We start from the raw sequence: 14,744 nt of genomic DNA, 5'->3' as shown, positions 1-14,744 counted from the left end.
CGCAACGGCCACGGCTCCGCGGTTACCGCTTCTTACAGAGGAGGCTGTAGTCGTGCTCAGCCGGACGCCGTCCGCGTCTCGCCCTGCTTGCCACCCTTGTTCTGCAAGACATGCACCTTCTGGCCGTCCTCCAGTTCCGATGGGGGGTTGATCACCAGCTTCTCGCCTCCCCCGAGCCCGTGCACCACCTCGGCCTCCTCGCCGAGATCGCGTGTCAGGCTGATCGGCGTCAGCTTGACGGTGCCATCATCCTGCAGCACCGCGACCCGAAGGCTGGAGCTGTCGAAGATCAGCGCGGAGTCCGGGATCATCACCACCGCTTCCGGCCGCTCGAGATGGAACATCATGTTCACGAAGAGGCCGGCGGTCAGCATCCCGTCCGGGTTGGGGATGTCGACCTCGACCAGCAGCGAGCGCGAGTTCTGCGCCAGCGACATGGAGGTGCGGGTGATGGTGCCGGTGAACACCTGGTTCGGCAGCTCCGGCACCCTGATCTCGGCCTTCACCCCGTCATGCATGCCGGGAAACTGGCTCTGCGGAACATAGACCTGGCAGCGCAGGACATCGTCGCGGTCGATATGCAGCAGCGGGGTTCCGGAACTGGAGTCGCTCTGCACAAGGTCGCCGATATCGACCTGTCGTGTGGTGATCACGCCGTCGAACGGCGCCACCACCCGCTCGAAGCCGGTGAGCGACACCAGCCGGTCGATGGTCGCCTGCTGGGCACGGATGTTGGCGGCCGCCACCCCGATGCCAGCCTGCGCACTGGCGACGCTCTTCACCGACACGTCGGTGTTGGTGGTCTGGGTGTCGGCGTTCTGCCGCGTGTCCCAGCCCTGGCTGGCGAGCGTGGTGGCGCGGTACTTGTTCAGCTTGGCGAGCTTGGTGTTGGACTGCGCCTGGTCGAGCGAGGCCTGCGCCTGGAGCAGCGCCGCCTCGAGCTGGCCAAGCTGGGCACGCGCCTGGGCGAGCTGCGCATCGAGGTCGGGTGCCGCGATACGCAGCAGCAGGTCGCCCTTGTGCACCTTGCTACCGATATCGACCCGCCGTTCGGCGATGTAGCCGGTCGCCCGCGCATAGAGGTCGGCGGAGTCATAGGCGACGGTCTGCCCGGGCAGGTTGATCGGGTGGTTGTTCACCGTGCGTTTCGCCACCGCGACATGCACGTCGGGAACGAAATTGACCTCGGCGTGCTGGGTGTCGTCGGCGGCGCGCGACTGCTGCCAGTGGTTGAAACCGCCCCAGCCGATCAGCAGCGCCAGCGGCACCGCTACCCAGAGAGCCTGCACGGGACGCATCAGATGTAGTCCTCCGGATCGCGGACGGGCTTGGAACGCAGCAGCGTGTAGAGGAACGGCACGAACAGCAATGTCGAGACGGTGCCGACGGAGATGCCGCCGATCACCGCACGGGCGAGGGCTGCATTCTGCTCACCGCCCTGGCCGAGATCGAGTGCCATCGGGATCAGGCCGACCACCATCGCGCCCGCAGTCATCAGCACCGGCCGCAACCGGGTTTCGCCGGCCATCTGCGCCGCCTCGGCGGCCGAGCAGCCGGTCTCGATGCGGTGCTCGCGGGCGAACGTCACCAGCAGGATCGAGTTCGCCGATGCCACGCCGACGCTCATGATGGCGCCCATCATGGAGGCGATCGAGAAGGTGGTGTGGGTGATGAACAGGCTGAGGATGATGCCGCAGAACACCAGCGGCAGCGCGCACAGAACCACGAACGGATCGCCCCAGTCCTGGTAGTTCAGCACCATCAGCAGGTAGACCGCGATCACCGCCACAAGCAGCCCGATCTCGATGTGCGAGAAGGCGCTGTCCATGCTCTGGATCTGGCCGCGTATCAGGATGCGGTCGGGCGGCTTGAGATGGTGCTGCTCGTCCGCCACCACATGGCGGATGGCGGCTGCCGCGCTGCCGAGATCGCGGTCCTGCACCGCCGCATAGACGTCGTAGCTCGGCTCCGTGTTCACGTGGCTCAACACCGACTGCTCGGTCTGTCGGTGGAAGGTGGCGACGTTGGTCATCAGGCTGACCTGCTGCGCGACCTGGGTGTTGTTGCTGGAACTGGACTGGATCGGCAGCGCCTCGACCGCATCAAGGGTCGATTGCCGGTATTCCGGCGCCTGCACCCAGAGCTGCCACGGGATGCCTGTCTTCGGATCGGTCCAGAAGTTCGGAGCTACCTGGAACGAGCCGGACAGGGTGATGTTGACCTGATTGGCGACATCCTGCTCGGTCAGGCCGAGTTCGGAGGCGCGCTGGCGGTCGATGTCGGCGAAGAACTCGGGTGCGTCGGTGATCTGCTGGATATGCACGTCGACCAGCCCGGGCAGCGTCGCGAGCTTGCGCGCGATGCGCTTTGCCGAGGCGAGGTCGGCGATCTGGTGCCGGCCGTGCACCTGCACGTCGATCTGGGAGGGCACCCCGAAATCCAGGATCTGGGTAATCATGTCGGCCGGCTGGAAGTAGAACAGCGCGTCCGGATAGCGGCGGCGCAGCTCCTGCCGCAGCGTTCGCGTCACCGCTACCGCGGACACGCCGTTCTTCAGCGTCGCCAGGATCTGGCCATCATAATAGGCGACGAAGGTGCCGTCGTCGAAGGCAAGATTATAGTTCAGCGACGGCAGGCCGATATTGTCGACCACGACGGCCACGTTGTTCTTGCCGGCGACATCCCGGATGGCCTGCTCGGTGCCGGCGAACAGCTTGGCGGTATCCTCGATTCGCAGGCCAGGACGCGCCCGCACATGCAGCGCGATCTGGCCGGAATTGATCTGCGGGAAGTAGTCCTGGCCGATGAACGGGAACAGGCAGCCGCCGAGCAGCAGCACGCAGCCCGCGATCAGGCCGGTCGCCAGCCGGCGCCGCAGCGCGATTTCGAGCAGTGCGGCATAGCCCTTGTGGAAGCGGTCGAAGCGCCGCTCGAAGCCGCCATGGATGCGGGCGAACAGGCCGGGCTTCTTCCCCTCCTTATCGCTCCCGTCACCGGCGTCCCGCTTCGCCTCCTCTTTGCGTCCGTGCTCGGGTGCGACCAGCACGTCGATCAGGATCGGCACCAGCGTGCGCGAGAGCAGGTATGAGGCGAGCATGGCGAACACCACCGCGAGCGCCTGCGGGGTGAAGATGTATTTCGGGGCGCCAACCAGGAACAGCACCGAGACGAAGGCCGAGCAGATCGACAGCGTCGAAATCAGCGTCGGCTTGGCGATGCTGGCGCCGCCCTCCACCACGCTCTCGCGGAATCCCTTGCCGCTTTCCAGCACCCGGTAGGTGTTCTCGATCGCCACCGTCGCGTCGTCGACCAGGATGCCGACGGCGAGCGCGAGGCCGCCCAGGGTCATCACGTTCATGGTCTCGCCGATGGCCGCGCACACCGCGAGCGAGGTCAGGATGGCGAGCGGGATCGACACCAGTATCACCAGGGTGGCGCGCCAGGAGCCGAGGAACAGCAAGATCATCAGCCCGGTCAGGGCGGCGGCGATGCAGCCCTCCTGCACCACCTCGCTGATCGCATCGGAGACGAACACCGACTGGTCGAAAAGCGAGACGATGTGGATGTCCTTCGGCGCCGAGGCCAGGATGCTAGGCATCATCGACTTGACCGCGTTCACCACGTTCAGCGTCGAGCTGGTGCCGTTCTTCAGTACCGGCAGCAGTAGTCCCAGCGCGCCGTTCACATGCACCATGTTCTGCTGCGGCGGACCGCCGGCGCGGGCGTAGCCGACATCGCGCAGCAAGATCGGCGTGCCGTTGACCACCTTCAGCGGCATCGAGTTCAGCCGGTCGAGAACGTTCGGCAGCGTGTTCATCCGCACGATGAACTGGGTGGAGCCGAACTTGGCGAGGCCCGACGGCAGCGTCAGGCTCTGCGCGTTGATCGCGGTCACCACATCCATCGGGGTCATGCCGCGGGCGGCCAGCGCGTGCGGGTCGATGTCGATCTGCACCTGCTGCGGCACGCCGCCATATGGCGGCGGCAGGGTCGAACCCGGCGTCGTCTGCAGCGTCGATCGCAGCCGGAAGCGCATGTAGTTGTAGACGTCGGCCTGGCTCTCGACCTCGGAGGTTGCCGCGATCTGGATCACCGGCACGGAGGACGCCGAGAATTGCAGGATGATCGGCGGCTGGATGCCGTTCGGCAGCTGGCCACGGATCGAGTTCATCGCCGCGGTGACCTGGGTGAGCGCCAGGCTGATATCGGTGCCGGGCTGGAAATAGACCTTGGTCAGGGTGGTGCCCTGCAGGGTCGTGCTCTCCATGTCCTGGATGCCGGTGACGTTGTTGCTCAGCGCCAGCTCGGAATAGCTGGTGACCTGGTTCTGCATGTCCGGCGTGTCGAGCCCGGTATAGGTCCAGATGATGCTGACCACCGGGATATTGACGGACGGCAGCACGTCCTTCGGCATCAGCACGGCGGCGCCGCCACCGGCCAGCAGGATCAGGATCGACATCACATAGAAGGTCACCCGGTATTTCAGGGCGAACATGACCAGCTTCACGAGGCAGGGATCTCCGGCGGACCGATGACAGAGCGCTGGTCGGACAAAATGGTTCGGGCAGTCGGACGATCCCAGGGTCCTGGCATGTATCGAATCGATACGGAGGCGCTGCTGACGGTCCTGTCACGCCCGCATTGACAGGGCGGGGCGATCCGGGGCCTTGGACAGCAACTGCTTGACCATCGGGCCCCTGGCAAAGCAAGAACACAGCATGAACGACCTGTTTCCACGCAAGACCGCAGGCGCTGCCTCGCGACCCGCCCCAGGCGCGTCGAAGGCTTCCAGGGCGTCGGGCAAGGGCGCTTCCCCGGCGGCCTCGAACGGCGGCTACGATGCACGCGACATCGAGGTGCTGGAGGGACTCGAGCCGGTGCGGCGCCGGCCCGGCATGTACATCGGCGGTACCGACGAGACCGCCCTGCACCACCTGGCCGCCGAGATCCTCGACAACGCCATGGACGAGGCGGTGGCGGGACATGCCAGCCTGATCGAGTTCACCCTGGAGGCCGACGGAAGGGTCACGGTACGCGACAACGGACGCGGCATCCCGGTCGACCGGCACCCCAAGTTCAAGGAGCTGTCGGCGCTCGAGGTGATCTTCACCACGCTGCATTCCGGCGGCAAGTTCTCCGGCAAGGCGTACGAGACCTCCGGCGGCCTGCATGGCGTCGGCTCCTCGGTGGTCAATGCGCTGTCCTCGTCCCTCGAGGTCGAGGTGGCGCGTGACCGGGCGGTCTGGCGACAGGCCTACGAGCGCGGCCGGCCGCTCGGGCGACTGGAGAAGGTCGGCGCCACCCAGAACCGGCGCGGCACCCAGATCCGCTTCCTCCCGGACGAGCAGATCTTCGGACCGCTGCAGTTCAATCCGAAGACCTTGTATCGGCTGTGCCGTTCGAAGGCGTTCCTGTTCCGCGGCGTCACCCTGCAATGGCGCTGCGACGCCGCACTGCTGAAGGGCGCCAGCAGCGACGTGCCGGAAGAGGCACTGCTGCATTTCCCCGGCGGCCTCGCCGACAGCCTGCGAGACGAACTGGGCGAGCCGGCCCGCCTGCTGGCCGAGCTGTGGTCCGGCGAGGCCGCCCTGCCCGCTGCACCGGACGGCAAGTCGACCGGCCGGCTGGAATGGGCGATCGCCTGGCTGGAGAGCGGCGAGGCGGCGCTCGCCTCGTTCTGCAACACCATCCCGACGCCGCAGGGCGGCACCCACGAGACCGGCTTCCGCAACGCCCTGCTGCGCGGCCTGCGCAATTGGGGCGAGCACCGCCACAACAAGCGCGCGCAGCAGGTGACGGCCGAGGACCTGCTCGGCTCGGTCGCCGCCAAGCTCTCGGTGTTCATCCGCGAGCCGCACTTCCAGGGCCAGACCAAGGAGAAGCTGACCAGCGCCGAAGCGACGAGGCTGGTCGAGACCGCGCTGCGCGATCGCTTCGACCACTGGCTGTCCGGCCATCCGGCGCAGGCCGACAACCTGCTCGCCTTCATCATCGAGCGCGCCGAGGAGCGGCTGCGCCGGCGCGAGATGAAGGACACGCCGCGCAAATCGGCGACCAGGCGGCTGCGCCTGCCCGGCAAGCTCACCGACTGCACCCGTGAGAACGCCGCCGAGACCGAGATCTTCCTGGTCGAGGGCGACAGCGCCGGCGGCTCGGCCAAGCAGGCGCGCAACCGCGAGACCCAGGCGGTGCTGCCGTTGCGCGGCAAGATCCTCAATGTCGCGAGCGCCTCCACCGAGAAGCTGCGCCAGAACCAGGAGCTGCGCGACCTGGTTGAGGCGCTCGGCTGCGGCGTCGGCGAGCGCGCCGAGATGGCCCGCCTGCGCTACGGCCGGGTCATCATCATGACCGACGCCGACGTGGACGGGGCGCACATCGCCTCTCTGCTGATGACCTTCTTCTACCGCGAGTTGCCGGAGCTGATCCGTGGCGGCCACCTGTACCTGGCGCAGCCGCCACTGTACCGGCTCACCCAGGGGGCGAAGACGATCTACGCGATGGATGACCGCGACCGCGAGCGCAAGCTGAAGTCGTCGTTCAAGCCGAATGCCAAGGTCGAGGTCAGCCGCTTCAAGGGCCTGGGCGAGATGCCACCCGCCGACCTCAAGGCCACCACGATGGACCCGGCGCGGCGCACCCTGCTCAAGGTAGTGGCCGCCCCGGAGGACCGCGCCGAAACCAGCACCATGGTCGAGAGCCTGATGGGCCGGCGGCCGGAGCTGCGCTTCCAGTTCATCCAGGACCACGCGCGCGGGGTCGAGCTGCTGGACGTGTAGCGGACTGCCGGGCTGCGCCCCCAACGCAGGGATCGACACACGAGCCTGATCGAGGTGCCACTCCGTATCAGCATCGCGCAGAATCTGATTGATTCTGCAACGATTATTCAGGCATCAAGCTCCCGGTTAAAAGACTGGGAATGCAATGACGATCACTGTCACCTTGGGCCCGGTTTCGGCACCTACAGCGTGACCTACGACCTCTCCGGCAGCCCGATCGAGGTCGACAGCATCGTCGCGGTGTCCGAGGCAGGCACATACACCGAGGCCGCCACCTATGTCGGGGGCTCGCTGGGGTTCGGAACGAACGACGGCACCGGCACCAGCGGCAACGAAACCTCGGCCTCCACCGACATTGCATTCACCAACAGCGGTGGCGCCGACAGCGCACCGACGCTCGGCATCGATACGCCGGCGATGACCCCGACCGTCGGCAGCACCGGACCGGCCCAGACGGTCGATGCGGGGCTGACCCTGACGGGCGACGCAGCCCTGACTTCATCGGCGGCAGCGGGACCTCGACGGTCTCGGGCGGTGCCGGCAACGATACCGTCTGGAGCGGCACCGGAACGATGACCGCCCAGCTCGGCAACGGAAACGACACCACCATCCTGCAGTCGGGCACCGCCGCGGTGTTCGGCGGCGCCGGCGTCGACCTCTACGACGTCGTCGACGGAGATGCCGGCGGGCACGACGTCATCTCCGGCTTCAAGACCGGGACGGACACCATCGCACTGTATGGCTATGCCGCGCCGGCGACGGTGACCGTGGCTGGCGGCAATACCGTTCTCGGCCTCTCGGACGGGACGTCGATCACGCTGGCCGGCATCACCCATCCCGGTGCGGGCTCGGTCGTCTGACCTGAACACGAACCGACTTAATTCTTGAGTGTAACGATTTTCTAATGCAACATTCATACTTGCTCATGTTGCTTTGGGTGCGTCGATGGAGGTTTTCCATGCCCGGCCCCGGCCGGGCATGATCGTAGCGTACAGCCTGGCGGTTCTGGCGCTCGGCGGTGCTGCGCGGGCCCAGGATAGCGCGAGGCTGCTGGCGACCTCGGGCGTCAGCGAGGTCGAGGGCGCCGGCGGTGGCGGCCTCGCCACTTGGGCGCTGATCACCGGCTACGGCTCCCGCGACGCCATCGGCGCCAACATGCACGGCACCTTCGTCGGACTGTCGGATTTCGGCCTGGGCTCGGTTGGCGCCAGCGTCGGGCTGTACGACCGGCTCGAGCTCTCCTATGCGCATGACTGGTTCGACACCTCGGCCGCCGGTGGCAGGCTGGGGCTGGGCCGCGGCTACCAGTTCAACCTCGACGTCGCCGGCGCCAAGCTGCGGCTGCTCGGAAACGCGGTCTACGACCAGGATACGTGGCTGCCGGAGATCTCGGTCGGCACCCAGTTCAAGGCCGCCGATAGCCACGCGGTGCTCAAGGCGATCGGCGCAGGCAGTCCCGACGGCGTCGATTTCTACGTGGCCGCCACCAAGCTGTTCCTGGCGCAGAGCCTGCTGGTGAACGCAACCGTACGTGCCACCAAGGCCAACCAGTTCGGCATCCTCGGTTTCGGCGGCGACCGCGACGATGGCTACAGCGCCGAGTTCGAGGGGTCCGCAGCGCTGCTGCTGACCCGCCGGCTCGCGATCGGCGCCGAATTCCGCACCAGGCCGGACAACCTGGCCTTCGCGCACGAGGGCGACGCCTACGACCTGTTCGGCGCCTTCTTTCTCAACAAGCACCTCTCGGCGACGCTGGCCTACGTCGATCTCGGCGCGATTGCGCGGCAGGGCGACCAGAAGGGCTACTACATCTCCCTGCAGGCCGGATTCTGATGGCGACGTGCATGCGTCACCTGCTGCTGACTGCAGCCATCCTCGGCATCGCGGGGGCTGTGCCGGGCCGCTGCGACGGCTCGCTCTACGAGCAGCTCGGCGGCAGCGCCGGCATACACCGCATCGTCGACGCGACCCTGAGGCGCTACTTCACCGACCCGCGGCTGCACGACGATTTCGACAACGTCAACCAGGCCTGGCTGCAGCCGCGCTTCGAGACCTTCATCTGCCACGTGACGGACGGGCCGTGCCGGTACCGGGGTCGATCGATGGCCGCGTCGCACCGCGGCCTGCATATCGACCAGGCGCGCTTCAACGCGGTTGTCGAGGACCTGCAGGACGGCATGGACGAGGCCGGGCTGCCGTTCCGCCTGCAGAACCGCCTGCTTGCACGGCTGGCGCCGATGGAGCGCGACATTGTCACGCGCTAGGCGCCTGCTGCGGCAATGGGGCCCGCTGCTGCTGCTCGCAGCCACCGTCCGGCATGGCTGGGCCGCCGGACCGCCGGCGCCACCACCGGCGGCGGCGGTCCAGCCGGGGGAGGTCGTGGTGACGCAGCGGAACCGGGCCTTCGACCGGCGGACTGTGCAGATCCCGGCGGGCGGCACGATCCGGTTCGATAACCAGGACGATTTCGACCACCAGGTCTTCGTGGACGCGCCGGCGATGTCCTACGAGTCGGAGGAGCAGCCGCCCGGCCACACCCTGAGGGTGGCGTTCCCGCACCCTGGCCAGTTCGACGTGCAGTGCCGCATCCATCCCAAGATGCACCTGCAGGTGGACGTCAAGTAGATGCCGATCCGCGCCAAGATACTGTCGGGCTGCCTGGCGCTGACCCTGCTGACCGCCCTGCTCGGCATCTTCGCCGAGCGTGCCGAGCGTCGGCTGGGCACCGTCGCCTTCGACATCTACGACAACGCCTTCATGTCGGTGAGCTACCTGCGCGAGGCGCAGCTCGACTTCGCCGCACTGACGGCTGGCCACGCCGCCGCCGGAACGAGTGCCGCGGCCACGGCTGCCGGCGGACGCGGGGTGACGGAGATCGCCCAGGAAGTGCTGGACGATCTCGACGTCGTGCAGGCGCGTGCGATGTCGCCTGCCGGTCGCCAGGAGGCCGGGGCGCTACGCCTTCGCATCGACCGCCTGTTGCCGCGCCTCGCCCAGGATCCTGCCGGCGCCGTGCAGGTGGGGAAGGCCTTCGACCACCTGGTCGAGACCTTTGCCGGCGACGGCTTCAGCTATCGCCGCAACGCCGGCCGTATGGTGGCCTCGCAGCGACGGCAGACCTGGACGGCGTTGGCCCTGAGCCTCGCTGCGGCGCTGGCGATCACCGTCCTCATCACCCGGCTGATCGTCCCGCCGCTGTGGCGCGCTGTGCGTATCGCGGAAGCCATCGCAGGCGGGCGGCTGGACAATCCGATCGAGGCGACCGGACGGGACGAGACCGCCAGCCTGTTGCGGGCACTGTCGGCGATGCAGGCGAGCATCGCGTCCGGCATGCGGCGCATCCAGGCGCTGATGGACCAGCAGCGGGCGAGCCATGCCGGCGAGATCGCCGCCCAGCACGCGCAGATGCAGGCCGCGCTCGCCAACATGAACCAGGGCCTGTGCCTGTTCGCCGCCGACGGCACCCTGAGCGTGGCGAATGCGCGCTTCGCCGAGATGTTCGGCGAACCCGTGCTAGGCGGGACGTGCGACCAGGTACTGCGCGCCGCCGGGCTGGACGCCCTGATCGACAACGCGCGCGAGGGCAAGCTGGAGGTATTCTCCTGCGAACTCGCCGATGGCCGCCATCTGGCAGTGTCCCAGCATCCGATCGCCGGTGGCGGCTGGGTGGCCACCTACGAGGATGTCAGCGAGCGGCGGGCTACCGAGCTGCGTCTGGCCCACATGGCGCGGCATGACCTGCTGACCGGCCTGCCGAACCGGCTGATGTTCGAGGAGCATCTGCGCGAGGCGCTGGCGGGTCTTGGCCCGATGGATGGTGTGGCCGTGCTGTGCCTCGATCTCGACCGCTTCAAGCTGGTCAACGACACGCTCGGGCACGGCATCGGCGACGGGCTGCTCAAGCTGGTCGCGGCGCGGCTGCGCGGCTGCGTGCGCGAGGAGGATCTGGTCGTACGGCTTGGAGGCGACGAGTTCGCGATCATCCAGGTCTCGCGCGGGCAGGAGCTCAAGGGACCGGCCCTGCTGGCGCCCAGGATCATGGAGCAGCCGCAGGAAGTCACGATGCTGGCGCAACGGGCGATCGAGACGCTGTCGCAGCCGTTCGAGGTCGAGCAGCACCAGATCGCGATCGGCTGCAGCGTCGGCATCGCGCTCTCCAGCGACAGCAGCCTGTCCGACGGCGGCCAGGGCATGAACTGGCTGCCGGATCCGCAGACGCTGCTCAAGGGCGCCGACCTCGCGCTGTATCGCGCCAAGGCGGACGGACGCGGCAACTTCCAGTTCTTCGCCCGCGAGATGGATACCCGCATGCAGGCGCGCCGCCGGCTCGAGCAGGATCTGCGCCTTGCGGTCAGGACCGGGCAGTTCGAGCTGTACTACCAGCCGCTGATGGAGAGTGGCGCCGGGCTGTCCGGCTTCGAGGCGCTGCTGCGCTGGAACCATCCGGAGCGCGGACTGATCAGCCCGACCGAATTCATCCCGCTCGCCGAGGAGGTCGGCCTGATCTCGGCGATCGGCCGATGGGCGATGCAGCGGGCCTGCGCCGATGCGGCATCGTGGCCGTCGAACCTGAAGGTCGCGGTCAACCTTTCGCCGCTGCAGTTCCGGCCGGGCCTGGCCGCCGAGGTTGCCGAGGCGCTGCAGGCGTGCGGCCTGCCGGCAAGCCGGCTCGAGCTGGAGATCACCGAGAGCGTGCTGCTGCAGGACGACGACGCGGTGCTGGCGATCCTGCACCGCATACGGGCCCTTGGCGTGCGGATCGCGATGGACGATTTCGGCACCGGCTACTCGTCGCTGGGCTACCTGCGCCGCTTCCCGTTCGACAAGATCAAGATCGACCAGTCCTTCGTGCGTGGCATGACCGAGCAGGCCGACTGCCTGGCGATCGTCCGCGCGGTGATAGGGCTGGGCCGCTCGCTCGGCATTGCCATCCACGCCGAGGGGGTCGAGACCGCGGCGCAGCACCAGGCGCTGCTGCGGGAAGGCTGCGACGAGCTGCAGGGCTATTTGTTCAGCCGGCCACGCCCGGCCAGCGAGATCGCCGGCATGGTGCAGCGTCTCGGCATCGGGATACTCCCCGGGCAGCACGAGGAACCTGCGAGCCGGCTGGCGGTCTAGCCGGCCTCGGGCGCGCCAAATTCAGAGCAGTCCTGATAAATCAGGGCGACAAGCGCTGCAGTTGAGATTTATAATGAAAATCTAACATGCGGGCGCAGTGTCGGATGACGTGGTTCCGGGGTCTGGAGGGCGTTCGCGCCTGGCTCGCGCTGGCGGTGCTGGTCGAGCATGTGGTGGGTCTTACCGCCCTCCCCGATCATCATCCGGCAACCCGGCAACTGGTGCATGCCGGCGACAGCGCGGTCAGCGTGTTCATCGTCATCAGCGGCTTCGTGATCACCCACATGATCCTGGCGCGCCACGAGCCCTACCCGCTCTACCTGGCGCGCCGCCTGCTCCGCCTCTATCCGGTCTATGCCGTCTGCCTGTTGCTCGGACTGGTCAGCACGCTGCTGCTGAACCGCATCATGCCGCTGCAGCCCTGGGGTGCGGCGATCCCGTTCACGCAGGCGATGGCGCGCGCCCGTGCCAGCCTTGCCGGCAATGGCCTCCCGCTGCACCTGGCGCTGCATCTGAGCCTGCTGCACGGCCTGGTTCCGGACAACCTGCTGTTCCGTGCCCAGCTCGCCCTGCTGACGCCGGCCTGGAGCCTGTCACTGGAATGGCAGTTCTACCTGCTGGCGCCGCTGGTTGTGCTGGCGCTGCGCCGGCCCGACACCACCCTTCTCGTCACCGCGATCGCCCTCGGCCTCTATCTGCTCGCCCGCAAGGGAGTGCCGGGGCCATACCTGATGCCGAGCCTGCTGCCGGCCAGCGCCTTGCCGTTCGCGCTCGGCATCGCGACCCGGCTGATCCTGCCCGGCGTGCCCACGCGCCGGAGCCTGCCGCTCTCGCTGCCGCTGCTGCTCGCGGTAGCGCTGCACACCCTGGCTCCCGGCCAGGGCTACCTCGTCGTCTGGGCCGTGCTGGTGCTGTACATGACGACGCAGAGCCCTATCGATCCGCTCAGCCGCATCGCCTTCCGGCTGCTGCATGCCGGCCTCGACAGCCGGGTCGCGCTCTGGGCCGGCCGGCGTTCGTACTGCGTCTACCTGCTGCATTTCCCGATCCTGCAGCTGCTGCTCTGCGCGGCGGGGGCCTGGCATCTCGGCTACTGGATGACGGTCGCGACACTGGCCATCGCCGGGCTGCCGCTGACCCTGCTCGGCGCCGACCTGCTGCACCGCCATGTCGAGCAGCCTGGCATCACGCTCGGCCGTACGCTCGCAGCGCGCTGGCACCAGGCGACACCCGCCCCGGCATCGACCCGGCTGACGCGCGCATCCCGACCCAATCTGGTGACCTGATCTACACCGGGAGACGGGCAGGCGCCGGAAGGACCGTCCGCGCGGCCGATCCGCGCGTGCGGCCTGCAGCATGCTGGACGTTGTCGCCCTCCTTCGAAGCCAACGGTATCGCCAGGAAGAATCAGCAGCCGGTCAGCAGGCGCGCAGAACGATGCTCAGCCGTCGATCGGGTTGCCGCGCGCGAACTGCGCCAGCCTGGTCACCTGGTTGTCGGTGAGCGCCGAGACGAAGTCGTTGATCCGCCGGTAGTGCTCCTCGATGCCGAAGCCGTGGCTCGGCGCCTGGTCCTCCATCAACTGCAGGATGCGGTTGGAGCGATAGGAGAGCGAGGCCGGGCTGCTGCTCGCCACCTGCTCGCGCGCTGCCTCGGAACAGGTGGCGAGCAGCGTGGCGACCGCCGAATAGGCGCCGATCTCCACCTCGGTCTTGCGGGAATGGCGGAAGATCTCGTCGCGGGCGAGCTGCTTGGCCTGGGCAATGCCGTCGCGCAGCCTGGCCGGGCCGGCCTCGACCAGGGTGCCGGCGAACTCCCCGGCCAGGATCGCATCGTACTGCGCGAAGAAGATCGCGGTGCACTCGGCGACCAACCCGTCGATCGCCTTGCCGCGCAGCCAGCGTATGCGCTGGCGCTCGCCATGTCCGGTGCGTCCGGCGTGGAATTCGGCCCGCAGGTCGTCGTCGAGCAGGTCGGTGAACACCGCGATCACCTCGGCGGGCCGCAGGATCTCCATCTCCATGCCGTCCTCGATATCGACGATGGCGTAGCAGATGTCGTCCGCTGCCTCGACGAGATAGGCCAGCGGATGCCTTGCATACACGCCGGACGCGACCTCGGGGATCCCCATCGCGTCGAAGATGTCCCGCATCAGCCGGAACTCGCTCTCGTAGCAGCTGTACTTGCCGTGCCGCGCGGCGGCGGCAGGCGCGGTCGAGCACCAGGGATATTTGACGAAGGTCGCCAGCGTGGCGCTGGTCAGCCGGATGCCGACGATGTCGTGCAGGCTGGTCAGCATGCGGAAGCCCTGCGCGTTGCCCTCGAAGGTGCACAGGTCCTGCACGCAATGCGCGCTGAAGCCGTCGAAGAAGCTGGCCGGCTGCCGGCTGTACCAGTCGCGGATGGCATATTCGCCAGCGTGGCCGAAGGGCGGATTGCCGATATCGTGCGCAAGGCAGGCAGCCTGCACGATGGCGCCGATATCGGCCGTCTGCACACGCGGCGGCAGTTCGCCACGCGCCTCTAGTTCGCGGCCGACCAGCTCGCCCAGGCTGCGGCCGACGCAGGAGACCTCAAGGCTGTGCGTGAGGCGGTTATGGACCTTGTCGTTGCGCGGCAGCGGATGCACCTGGGTCTTGCGCCCGAGCATGCGGAACGGCTCCGAGAAGATCAGCCGGTCATGATCCTTCTGGAATTCCGAGCGTCCCAGCCGGGCGCCAACCCGCTCGGGCTTGGCGGGCCGGCTGTCGTCGAGCAGGCGCTGCCAGTCCATCAACGGGACACGTCCATAATGCGACACTCCCCTCCTGCCTGCCCGGACTGTACAGTGTCGCACCGCGCAGACCCGGA

Annotated in this window: 11 protein-coding genes; 8 read left to right on the top strand and 3 right to left on the bottom strand. The window is 67.8% G+C overall.

Going from position 1 to position 14,744, the window contains the following annotated elements:
- Positions 1–56 precede the first annotated feature (56 nt).
- Together FE263_RS05880 and FE263_RS05875 are read right to left on the bottom strand one after the other, a co-directional pair.
- Positions 57–1,298 carry an efflux RND transporter periplasmic adaptor subunit gene (locus FE263_RS05880; protein WP_138325053.1) on the bottom strand — a complete coding sequence of 414 codons (1,242 nt, stop codon included), beginning with the start codon at positions 1,296–1,298 and terminating at the stop codon, positions 57–59.
- Positions 1,298–4,507: an efflux RND transporter permease subunit gene (locus FE263_RS05875; RefSeq protein ID WP_138325052.1), complete on the bottom strand. Its 3,210-nt coding sequence runs from the start codon at positions 4,505–4,507 to the stop codon at positions 1,298–1,300. The genes FE263_RS05880 and FE263_RS05875 overlap by 1 nt, the downstream gene beginning before the upstream one ends.
- A 211-nt stretch (positions 4,508–4,718) precedes the next feature.
- Between FE263_RS05875 and parE the strand changes: the two genes are divergently transcribed.
- The 8 genes from parE to FE263_RS05835 all read left to right on the top strand — a co-directional run bounded on the left by parE (position 4,719) and on the right by FE263_RS05835 (position 13,180).
- The gene (gene parE, locus FE263_RS05870; RefSeq protein ID WP_138325051.1) at positions 4,719–6,776 is read left to right on the top strand and encodes a DNA topoisomerase IV subunit B; all 2,058 of its coding nucleotides are present in this window, start codon (positions 4,719–4,721) and stop codon (positions 6,774–6,776) included.
- A gap of 54 nt (positions 6,777–6,830) precedes the next feature.
- Positions 6,831–7,352 carry a hypothetical protein gene (locus FE263_RS05865; protein WP_138325050.1) on the top strand — a complete coding sequence of 174 codons (522 nt, stop codon included), beginning with the start codon at positions 6,831–6,833 and terminating at the stop codon, positions 7,350–7,352.
- Complete coding sequence (locus FE263_RS05860; protein WP_138325049.1) at positions 7,349–7,636, top strand: hypothetical protein; 288 nt, start codon at positions 7,349–7,351, stop codon at positions 7,634–7,636. The genes FE263_RS05865 and FE263_RS05860 overlap by 4 nt, the downstream gene beginning before the upstream one ends.
- A gap of 85 nt (positions 7,637–7,721) precedes the next feature.
- A complete protein-coding gene (locus FE263_RS05855; RefSeq protein WP_205880283.1) occupies positions 7,722–8,609 on the top strand; it encodes a DUF3034 family protein in 888 nt (295 codons plus the stop codon).
- An 11-nt stretch (positions 8,610–8,620) separates the two neighbouring features.
- Positions 8,621–9,040 carry a group I truncated hemoglobin gene (locus tag FE263_RS05850; RefSeq protein WP_171033972.1) on the top strand — a complete coding sequence of 140 codons (420 nt, stop codon included), beginning with the start codon at positions 8,621–8,623 and terminating at the stop codon, positions 9,038–9,040.
- Positions 9,027–9,401, top strand: a complete 375-nt coding sequence (locus tag FE263_RS05845) for a cupredoxin domain-containing protein (protein WP_138325047.1) — start codon at positions 9,027–9,029, stop codon at positions 9,399–9,401. The genes FE263_RS05850 and FE263_RS05845 overlap by 14 nt, the downstream gene beginning before the upstream one ends.
- Positions 9,402–11,894, top strand: coding sequence for a putative bifunctional diguanylate cyclase/phosphodiesterase (locus FE263_RS05840; RefSeq protein ID WP_138325046.1), 2,493 nt, complete (start codon positions 9,402–9,404; stop codon positions 11,892–11,894).
- A 104-nt stretch (positions 11,895–11,998) separates the two neighbouring features.
- The gene (locus FE263_RS05835) at positions 11,999–13,180 is read left to right on the top strand and encodes an acyltransferase family protein (RefSeq protein WP_171033971.1); all 1,182 of its coding nucleotides are present in this window, start codon (positions 11,999–12,001) and stop codon (positions 13,178–13,180) included.
- A gap of 155 nt (positions 13,181–13,335) precedes the next feature.
- Here the strand turns inward: FE263_RS05835 and FE263_RS05830 are convergent, their stop codons facing one another.
- Positions 13,336–14,667: a deoxyguanosinetriphosphate triphosphohydrolase gene (locus FE263_RS05830; protein WP_138325044.1), complete on the bottom strand. Its 1,332-nt coding sequence runs from the start codon at positions 14,665–14,667 to the stop codon at positions 13,336–13,338.
- Positions 14,668–14,744 lie beyond the last annotated feature (77 nt).

It is taken from the genome of Lichenicoccus roseus, from assembly GCF_005844085.1.
GTDB lineage: Bacteria > Pseudomonadota > Alphaproteobacteria > Acetobacterales > Acetobacteraceae > Lichenicoccus > Lichenicoccus roseus.
The sequence above is the reverse complement of the archived record's forward strand: the minus strand, read 5'-3'. Positions and strand labels throughout refer to the sequence as shown.

What these genes read in the sequence shown, in the direction of transcription:
- FE263_RS05880 (WP_138325053.1), bottom strand. Translation starts at nt 1,298, where the DNA reads ATGCGTCCCGTGCAGGCTCTCTGGGTAGCGGTGCCGCTGGCGCTGCTG.
- FE263_RS05835 (WP_171033971.1), top strand. Translation starts at nt 11,999, where the DNA reads ATGACGTGGTTCCGGGGTCTGGAGGGCGTTCGCGCCTGGCTCGCGCTG.
- FE263_RS05830 (WP_138325044.1), bottom strand. Translation starts at nt 14,667, where the DNA reads ATGGACTGGCAGCGCCTGCTCGACGACAGCCGGCCCGCCAAGCCCGAG.
- parE (WP_138325051.1), top strand. Translation starts at nt 4,719, where the DNA reads ATGAACGACCTGTTTCCACGCAAGACCGCAGGCGCTGCCTCGCGACCC.
- FE263_RS05860 (WP_138325049.1), top strand. Translation starts at nt 7,349, where the DNA reads ATGACCGCCCAGCTCGGCAACGGAAACGACACCACCATCCTGCAGTCG.
- FE263_RS05840 (WP_138325046.1), top strand. Translation starts at nt 9,402, where the DNA reads ATGCCGATCCGCGCCAAGATACTGTCGGGCTGCCTGGCGCTGACCCTG.
- FE263_RS05850 (WP_171033972.1), top strand. Translation starts at nt 8,621, where the DNA reads ATGCGTCACCTGCTGCTGACTGCAGCCATCCTCGGCATCGCGGGGGCT.
- FE263_RS05855 (WP_205880283.1), top strand. Translation starts at nt 7,722, where the DNA reads ATGGAGGTTTTCCATGCCCGGCCCCGGCCGGGCATGATCGTAGCGTAC.